The 6,185-nt window shown below is 63.6% G+C and carries 7 protein-coding genes and 2 pseudogenes; 1 reads left to right on the top strand and 8 read right to left on the bottom strand.

The window, feature by feature from the left end:
- Positions 1-145: 145 nt before the first annotated feature.
- Positions 146-574: pseudogene (locus tag G3N62_RS33890) on the top strand (peptidoglycan endopeptidase); the annotation flags it as partial.
- Positions 575-721: 147 nt separating this feature from the next.
- On the opposite strand, the gene G3N62_RS33895 reads toward G3N62_RS33890, so the two are convergent.
- The 8 genes and pseudogenes from G3N62_RS33895 to G3N62_RS33930 form a co-directional block, all read right to left on the bottom strand.
- Positions 722-1,732 carry an inorganic phosphate transporter gene (locus tag G3N62_RS33895; protein ID WP_034188682.1) on the bottom strand — a complete coding sequence of 337 codons (1,011 nt, stop codon included), beginning with the start codon at positions 1,730-1,732 and terminating at the stop codon, positions 722-724.
- 10 nt (positions 1,733-1,742) lie between these two features.
- Positions 1,743-2,369, bottom strand: a complete 627-nt coding sequence (locus G3N62_RS33900; RefSeq protein WP_034188683.1) for a DUF47 domain-containing protein — start codon at positions 2,367-2,369, stop codon at positions 1,743-1,745.
- Positions 2,370-2,507: 138 nt separating this feature from the next.
- Positions 2,508-3,890, bottom strand: coding sequence for a replicative DNA helicase (locus G3N62_RS33905; RefSeq protein ID WP_006486249.1), 1,383 nt, complete (start codon positions 3,888-3,890; stop codon positions 2,508-2,510).
- 135 nt (positions 3,891-4,025) lie between these two features.
- Complete coding sequence (rplI, locus tag G3N62_RS33910; RefSeq protein WP_021156519.1) at positions 4,026-4,478, bottom strand: 50S ribosomal protein L9; 453 nt, start codon at positions 4,476-4,478, stop codon at positions 4,026-4,028.
- A gap of 27 nt (positions 4,479-4,505) precedes the next feature.
- Complete coding sequence (gene rpsR / locus G3N62_RS33915; protein ID WP_011657068.1) at positions 4,506-4,781, bottom strand: 30S ribosomal protein S18; 276 nt, start codon at positions 4,779-4,781, stop codon at positions 4,506-4,508.
- 4 nt (positions 4,782-4,785) lie between these two features.
- Positions 4,786-5,085, bottom strand: coding sequence for a primosomal replication protein N (gene priB / locus G3N62_RS33920; RefSeq protein WP_034188684.1), 300 nt, complete (start codon positions 5,083-5,085; stop codon positions 4,786-4,788).
- A 40-nt stretch (positions 5,086-5,125) separates the two neighbouring features.
- Positions 5,126-5,500 (bottom strand): 30S ribosomal protein S6, encoded by a 375-nt coding sequence (gene rpsF, locus G3N62_RS33925; protein ID WP_004193673.1) that lies wholly within the window; start codon positions 5,498-5,500, stop codon positions 5,126-5,128.
- A gap of 241 nt (positions 5,501-5,741) precedes the next feature.
- Positions 5,742-6,185, bottom strand: a pseudogene (locus G3N62_RS33930) (anti-sigma factor); the annotation flags it as partial.

Here is a 6,185-nt window from a genome sequence, read left to right on the forward strand (position 1 = left end):
GACTCTGTGTAGGCAGCGGTAGTGCACTAGTGACATACCGGGCGGTATATGGTCTCGCTATATACAGTTTTTTTTTTTTTCAACCAGAAGCCGGCATCCGAGTTGGCGGTTCGTGCCTGGGTTTCAGACGTGTGCTCTTCCGATCTCGGCGGCGCGGCAGCCTGCCTATGCGCCACAGCAAGCACGCGTGACGCAGGCACCCGCGCCGGTCGTCACGGCCGCCGCCGCACCGGCGGCCCCCGCCGCCGATCCGTACGAACCGCCTCCGCCGCGTGTGCAGGCCGCCCGGCAGCAGGCAACGTCGATGAACGATGGCATGACTGCGATGACGGCCAATGCAGCACCCGCCGTCCAGGCGGAGTCCGGCACGCAGATTCCGACGACGGCGCTGACCGCCGCCCAGGCTGCCGCGTTCGACGACGAACCGCCTCCGGCGGCCGCATCGGCATCGCCACGCAGCATCGAGCCCGCACCCGTGCAGGTCTGGCGCGCGTCGACGCAATCCGCGCCCGTCAGCCCGCGTACCGGCACCGCGGACGATCCGATCGCGCGCTTCGCGAACGGCAGTTACTGACCGGTTGCCCGGCCGTCGACGGCAAGTCCCGTCGGCGACTCTGTCGGCGCCCCGCCCGTTCCGTCGCCCACTCGCCGCTCCAAAAGAAAATGCGCCGCAGCCTTTCGGCTTGCGGCGCATTGGATGTCGATCCGGCAGTGTCGGCGATCAGAAGATCTGGTGGCCGAGCCACCATCCGCCGGCCGCGAACAGCGCGGCGGCGGGCAGCGTCAGCACCCACGCCCACACGATGTTGCCGGCGACGCCCCAGCGCACGGCCGACAGCTTCTGGGTCGCGCCGACACCGACGATCGCGCCGGTGATGGTGTGCGTGGTCGACACCGGAATGCCGAGGAACGACGCGAGGAACAGCGTCATCGCGCCACCGGTTTCCGCGCAGAAACCGCCGACCGGCTTGAGCTTCGTGATCTTCTGGCCCATCGTGCGCACGATGCGCCAGCCGCCGAACAGCGTGCCGAGGCCCATCGACAGGTAACACGCGCCGATCACCCACGCAGGCGGCGCATCGGCGCCGGCCGACGCGTAGCCGCTTGCGATCAGCAGCATCCAGATGATGCCGATCGTCTTCTGCGCGTCGTTGCCGCCGTGGCCGAGGCTGTACAGGCCGGCCGACAGCAGCTGCAGACGGCGGAAACGCCGGTCAACCTTGCTGGGCGCGGTACGGAAATACAGCCACGACACGCCGAGCATGAACAGCGAACCGAGGATGAAGCCGAGCAGCGGCGAAATGAAGATGAACGCAACCGTCTTCAGCAGCCCGTCGATGTTCAACGAGCTCCAGCCCGACTTCGCGAGCGCCGCGCCGACGAGGCCGCCGATCAGCGCGTGCGACGAGCTCGACGGAATCCCGTAATACCACGTGATCACGTTCCAGCCGATCGCACCGACCAGCGCGCCGAAGATGACGTAGTGGTCGACGATTTCGGGATCGATCGTGCCTTTACCGACGGTCTGCGCGACTTTCAGGTGGAAGATGAAGTACGCGATGACGTTGAACGCCGCCGCGAACACGACGGCCTGCTGGGGCTTCAGCACCCCGGTCGACACGACGGTGGCGATCGAGTTCGCCGCGTCGTGAAAGCCGTTCATGAAGTCGAATACGAGCGCGACGAGCACGAGCGCCGCGACCATCCATAGGGCGAGTTGTATCGAATGCATCGTGGTCCGCTCAGGCGTTTTCCAGCACGATGCCTTCGATGATGTTCGCGACGTCCTCGCACTTGTCGGTGATCTCTTCGAGCAGCTCGTAGATCGCCTTCAGCTTGATGAGCGTCTTCACGTCGTCTTCCTCGCGGAACAGCTTCGACATCGCCGCGCGCAGCACGCGATCGGCCTCCGACTCCCAGCGGTCGATCTCCTCGCATTGCTTGAGGATCTGTGCCGACTGCTTCATGTCGGACAGCAGCCCGACCGCCTGTTGCACGTGCTGGGCCGACTGCGTGACGATGTGCGCGAGCTGGCTCGCCTCCGACGTGACCGAACGCACGTCGTACAGCGACACGGCCGTCGCGACGTCTTCCATCAGGTCGAGGATGTCGTCCATCGTCGTGATCAGCTTGTGGATCTCGTCGCGATCGAGCGGCGTGATGAAGGTCTTGTGCAGCAGATCGATCGCCTCGTGCGTGAGCTTGTCGGCGGCCTTCTCGGCGGTCTGCACGTTTTGCTTGTGAATCTCGGCGTCGGCGAGATTGTCGATCAGCAGTTCGAGCTCGCGGCCACCGGAAACGATGTGCTTCGCGTGCGCGTTGAAGAGTTCAAAGAACTTGCCCTCGGTGGGCATGAATCGACCGAACATGGGATTCCTGAGAGATTGTCAAACTACTGTCACGAAAACGGGCGACATTGTACCGTTTTCGGTTGCGACGCGACGCGCGCATATGCGCGCGCCGGGATTGGATACAACGTTTGGCGATTTAGGCCTTTACAAGCGGCGTCACTCGCCGTAGAAGGTCTGCGCCCCTGCAAAGTTATCGAACTTCGTATATTGACCCAGGAACGTGAGCCGAACGGGGCCGATCGGACCGTTACGCTGCTTGCCGATGATGATCTCGGCCGTTCCTTTGTCCGGGCTGTCCGGATTGTAGACTTCATCGCGGTAAATGAACAGGATCACGTCCGCATCCTGTTCGATTGCGCCTGATTCGCGCAGATCGGACATCACCGGACGCTTGTTCGGGCGCTGTTCGAGGCCGCGGTTCAGCTGCGACAGCGCGATCACCGGCACGTCGAGCTCCTTCGCGAGGCTCTTCAGCGATCGCGAGATTTCCGAGATTTCGGTCGCGCGGTTCTCGCCCTGCGACGAACCCGACATCAGCTGCAGGTAGTCGACGATGATCAGGCCGAGCTTGCCGCATTGCCGCGCAAGACGCCGCGCGCGCGAGCGCAATTCCATCGGGTTCAGGCCGCCCGTCTCGTCGATGAAGAGCTGCGCCTCGCTCATCTTCTGCACCGCATGCGTCAGCTTCGGCCAGTCCTCGTCCGTCAGCCGGCCCGTCCGCATCCGGTGCTGGTCGAGCCGGCCGATCGAGCCGAGCATACGCATCACGAGCTGGGTGCCCGGCATTTCCATCGAGAACACCGCGACCGGCAGCCCGTACTCGACCGCGACATATTCGCCGATGTTCATCGAAAACGCGGTCTTGCCCATCGACGGCCGTCCCGCCACGATGATCAGCTCGCCGCCGTGCATCCCGGACGTCATCCGGTCGAGGTCGACGAAGCCCGTCGGCGTGCCCGTGACGTCGCTCGGATTCGCGGTGTGGTACAGCGTGTCGATCCGCTCGACGACCTGCGTGAGCAGCGGGCCGATCTCGAGGAAGCCCTGGTTGCCGCGCGCGCCCTCTTCCGCGATCGAGAACACCTTCGATTCGGCTTCGTCGAGCAGCTGACGGACTTCCTTGCCTTGCGGATTGAACGCGTCGGCCGAGATTTCGTCGGCAACCGACACGAGCCGGCGCAACACCGCGCGATCGCGCACGATTTCCGCATAACGACGGATGTTCGCGGCGCTCGGCGTGTTCTGCGCGAGGGCGTTCAGGTACGCGAGCCCGCCAACGTCGTCGGCCTTGCCGGACGTGGTCAGCGCTTCGTACACGGTCACGACGTCGGCCGGCCGCGTCGACGCGATCAGGCGGCCGATGTGCTCGTAGATGATCCGGTGGTCGTAGCGATAGAAATCGCCCTGCGACAGGAAGTCGGCAATCCGGTCCCATGCCGCGTTGTCGAGCAACAGGCCGCCGAGCACCGACTGCTCGGCTTCGACCGAATGCGGCGGGACTTTCAGCGATTCGATTTGAGGATCTTGCGGCGCGTTCATGGGTTGGGATTATCGCGAATAGATCGCTGCAGCGCTACCGCTCAGGCGATCGGGCAATAAAAAAGGCAGGCCCCGGTTGCCCGGGCGCCTGCCCTTGTCCGGACGACGGAAGCCGCCCGGAAAGCCTGCGTACGCTTACGCGTGGTCGCCGATCACGTTGATCGTGACGTCGACGACGACGTCCGTGTGCAGCGCGACCTGCACGTTGTGCTCGCCGATCATCTTCAGCGGGCCTTCCGGCATGCGAACTTGCAGCTTCTCGACTTCGAAACCTGCCTTCTTCAGCAGTTCCGCGACGTCGCCGTTCGTGACCGAGCCGAACAGACGGCCGTCAACGCCCGACTTCTGCGTGATTTCGAACGACTGGCCGTTCAGCTTCTCGCCGACTGCCTGCGATGCCGCCAGCTTTTCAGCGGCGATCTTTTCGAGTTCAGCGCGGCGCACTTCGAATTCGGCGATCGCTTCCTTCGTTGCACGGCGAGCCTTGCGGTTCGGGATCAGGAAGTTGCGAGCGTAACCGTCCTTGACCTTGACGATGTCGCCGAGGTTACCCAGATTGGCGACTTTTTCCAACAGAATGATTTGCATTCGAATTCTCCTTATTGCGTCGCCTGATTACGCCTTGTGCTGATCGGTGTACGGCAGCAGCGCGAGGAAACGCGCACGCTTGATGGCCGTATCCAGCTGACGCTGATAGTGCGCCTTCGTACCCGTCAGACGAGCCGGCGTGATCTTGCCGTTTTCGCCGATGAAGTCCTTCAGCGTTTCCGTGTCCTTGTAGTCGATCTGGTCGACGCCTGCAGCCGTGAAACGGCAGAACTTCTTGCGCTTGAAGAGCGGGTTTTGTTGCTGACGACGCTTGTCGAATTTCTTACCAGTCGGGCGGGGCATGATTTCAGTCCTTTCCAATGTCCTGCAATGCTGTGATGTGAAACACCAAGGTTCTCGCGTTGCGGCTTTTCTTGGCCAGGAAGCCCGTGAACAGCGTTTCGACGCCCATTTCACGACTCTCCAGCCTGCCGCTCGCCTCACCGGCCGCCACCGCCTCGATCGTCATTTCGACCTGACGGGGGATGCCTGCCTCGACGACTTCCGTGCGGTGCTGCAATGTGGCGCTAGCGATCGGAACACCTGCCGGCGTATATCGCACCGGTGCGCGTTCGACGACGCTCGCCGTCAATTGCAACCTGTTCACGAGAGTGGCGCGCTCCTTGATGGCTTAATGAATGACGAACTTAAGCCTGCGCTTCGGTCGGCTGAGCTGCAGCCGCCTTCTTGGCTTCTTCGCGCTGAACTTCCTTCATCATCGGCGACGGGCCGGTTTCGGCCTTCTTCATCTTGACGATGAGGTGACGCAGCACGGCGTCGTTGAACTTGAACGCGTGTTCGAGTTCGTCGAGCGTCGTCTGGTCGCACTCGATGTTCATGCAGACGTAGTGAGCCTTCGCGAGTTTCTCGATCATGTAGGCCAGTTGGCGACGGCCCCAGTCTTCGACACGGTGGATCTGGCCACCGTGCGACGTGATCGTGGACTTGTAGCGCTCGATCATCGCGGGCACTTGCTCGCTTTGATCCGGGTGCACGATGAAGACGATTTCGTAATGACGCATTACACACTCCTTGTGGATTAAAGCCACCCGGGCGTCTGAACCGGTGTGGCAAGTGAGAAGCCGAAGATTCTAACCCGATTACGGGACGCATGCAAGGCCAATCAACGATCGGCGCGCGGATTCGGCCATGTTTTCAAAGACTTGAACGGACGGGCCGGCGCATGTGCTCGCCTGTCGGCTCTTTTTATCGGGGCCCGAACGCCGGCCGCGCGCGCGGCGGGGCGCGGCCGGCGTCGCGCCATCACTCGCCGCGCGTGCCGGACAGCCGCGCGTCGAGCGCCGTCCGCAACGCCGTGAGCGCCGACGGCTCGGCGTCGGTCACGGCCCACCACGTCATCCCGGCCGCGTCCCAGCGGTCGAGCGCATAGCCCTGCGACACGGTCGTGTACGGGGCCGCCGGCCCTTCGCCGGCCGGCCGCACGTAGACGTCGATCACGTGCTGCCGGTAGCGGTACACGAGCACCGCGACGCGACGCCGCCCGACGTAGTCGAGCCGCCCGCCGACCAGCGCGAAGCCGTCCGCCGCGAGATCCTCGACCGGCGGCGCATAGTCGAGCCGGCCGTTGAACCATGGCTTGACCGTGTGGCGGTCGGTCGAGATCACGTCGATGTCGCGCGCCGACAGGCCGGCCCGCACGTGGCTCGAGACGAGTTCGTCGACGGTGCGGTCGGTGTCGACGAACTC

It is taken from the genome of Burkholderia sp. Tr-20355, from assembly GCF_017104685.1.
Lineage (GTDB): Bacteria > Pseudomonadota > Gammaproteobacteria > Burkholderiales > Burkholderiaceae > Burkholderia > Burkholderia seminalis.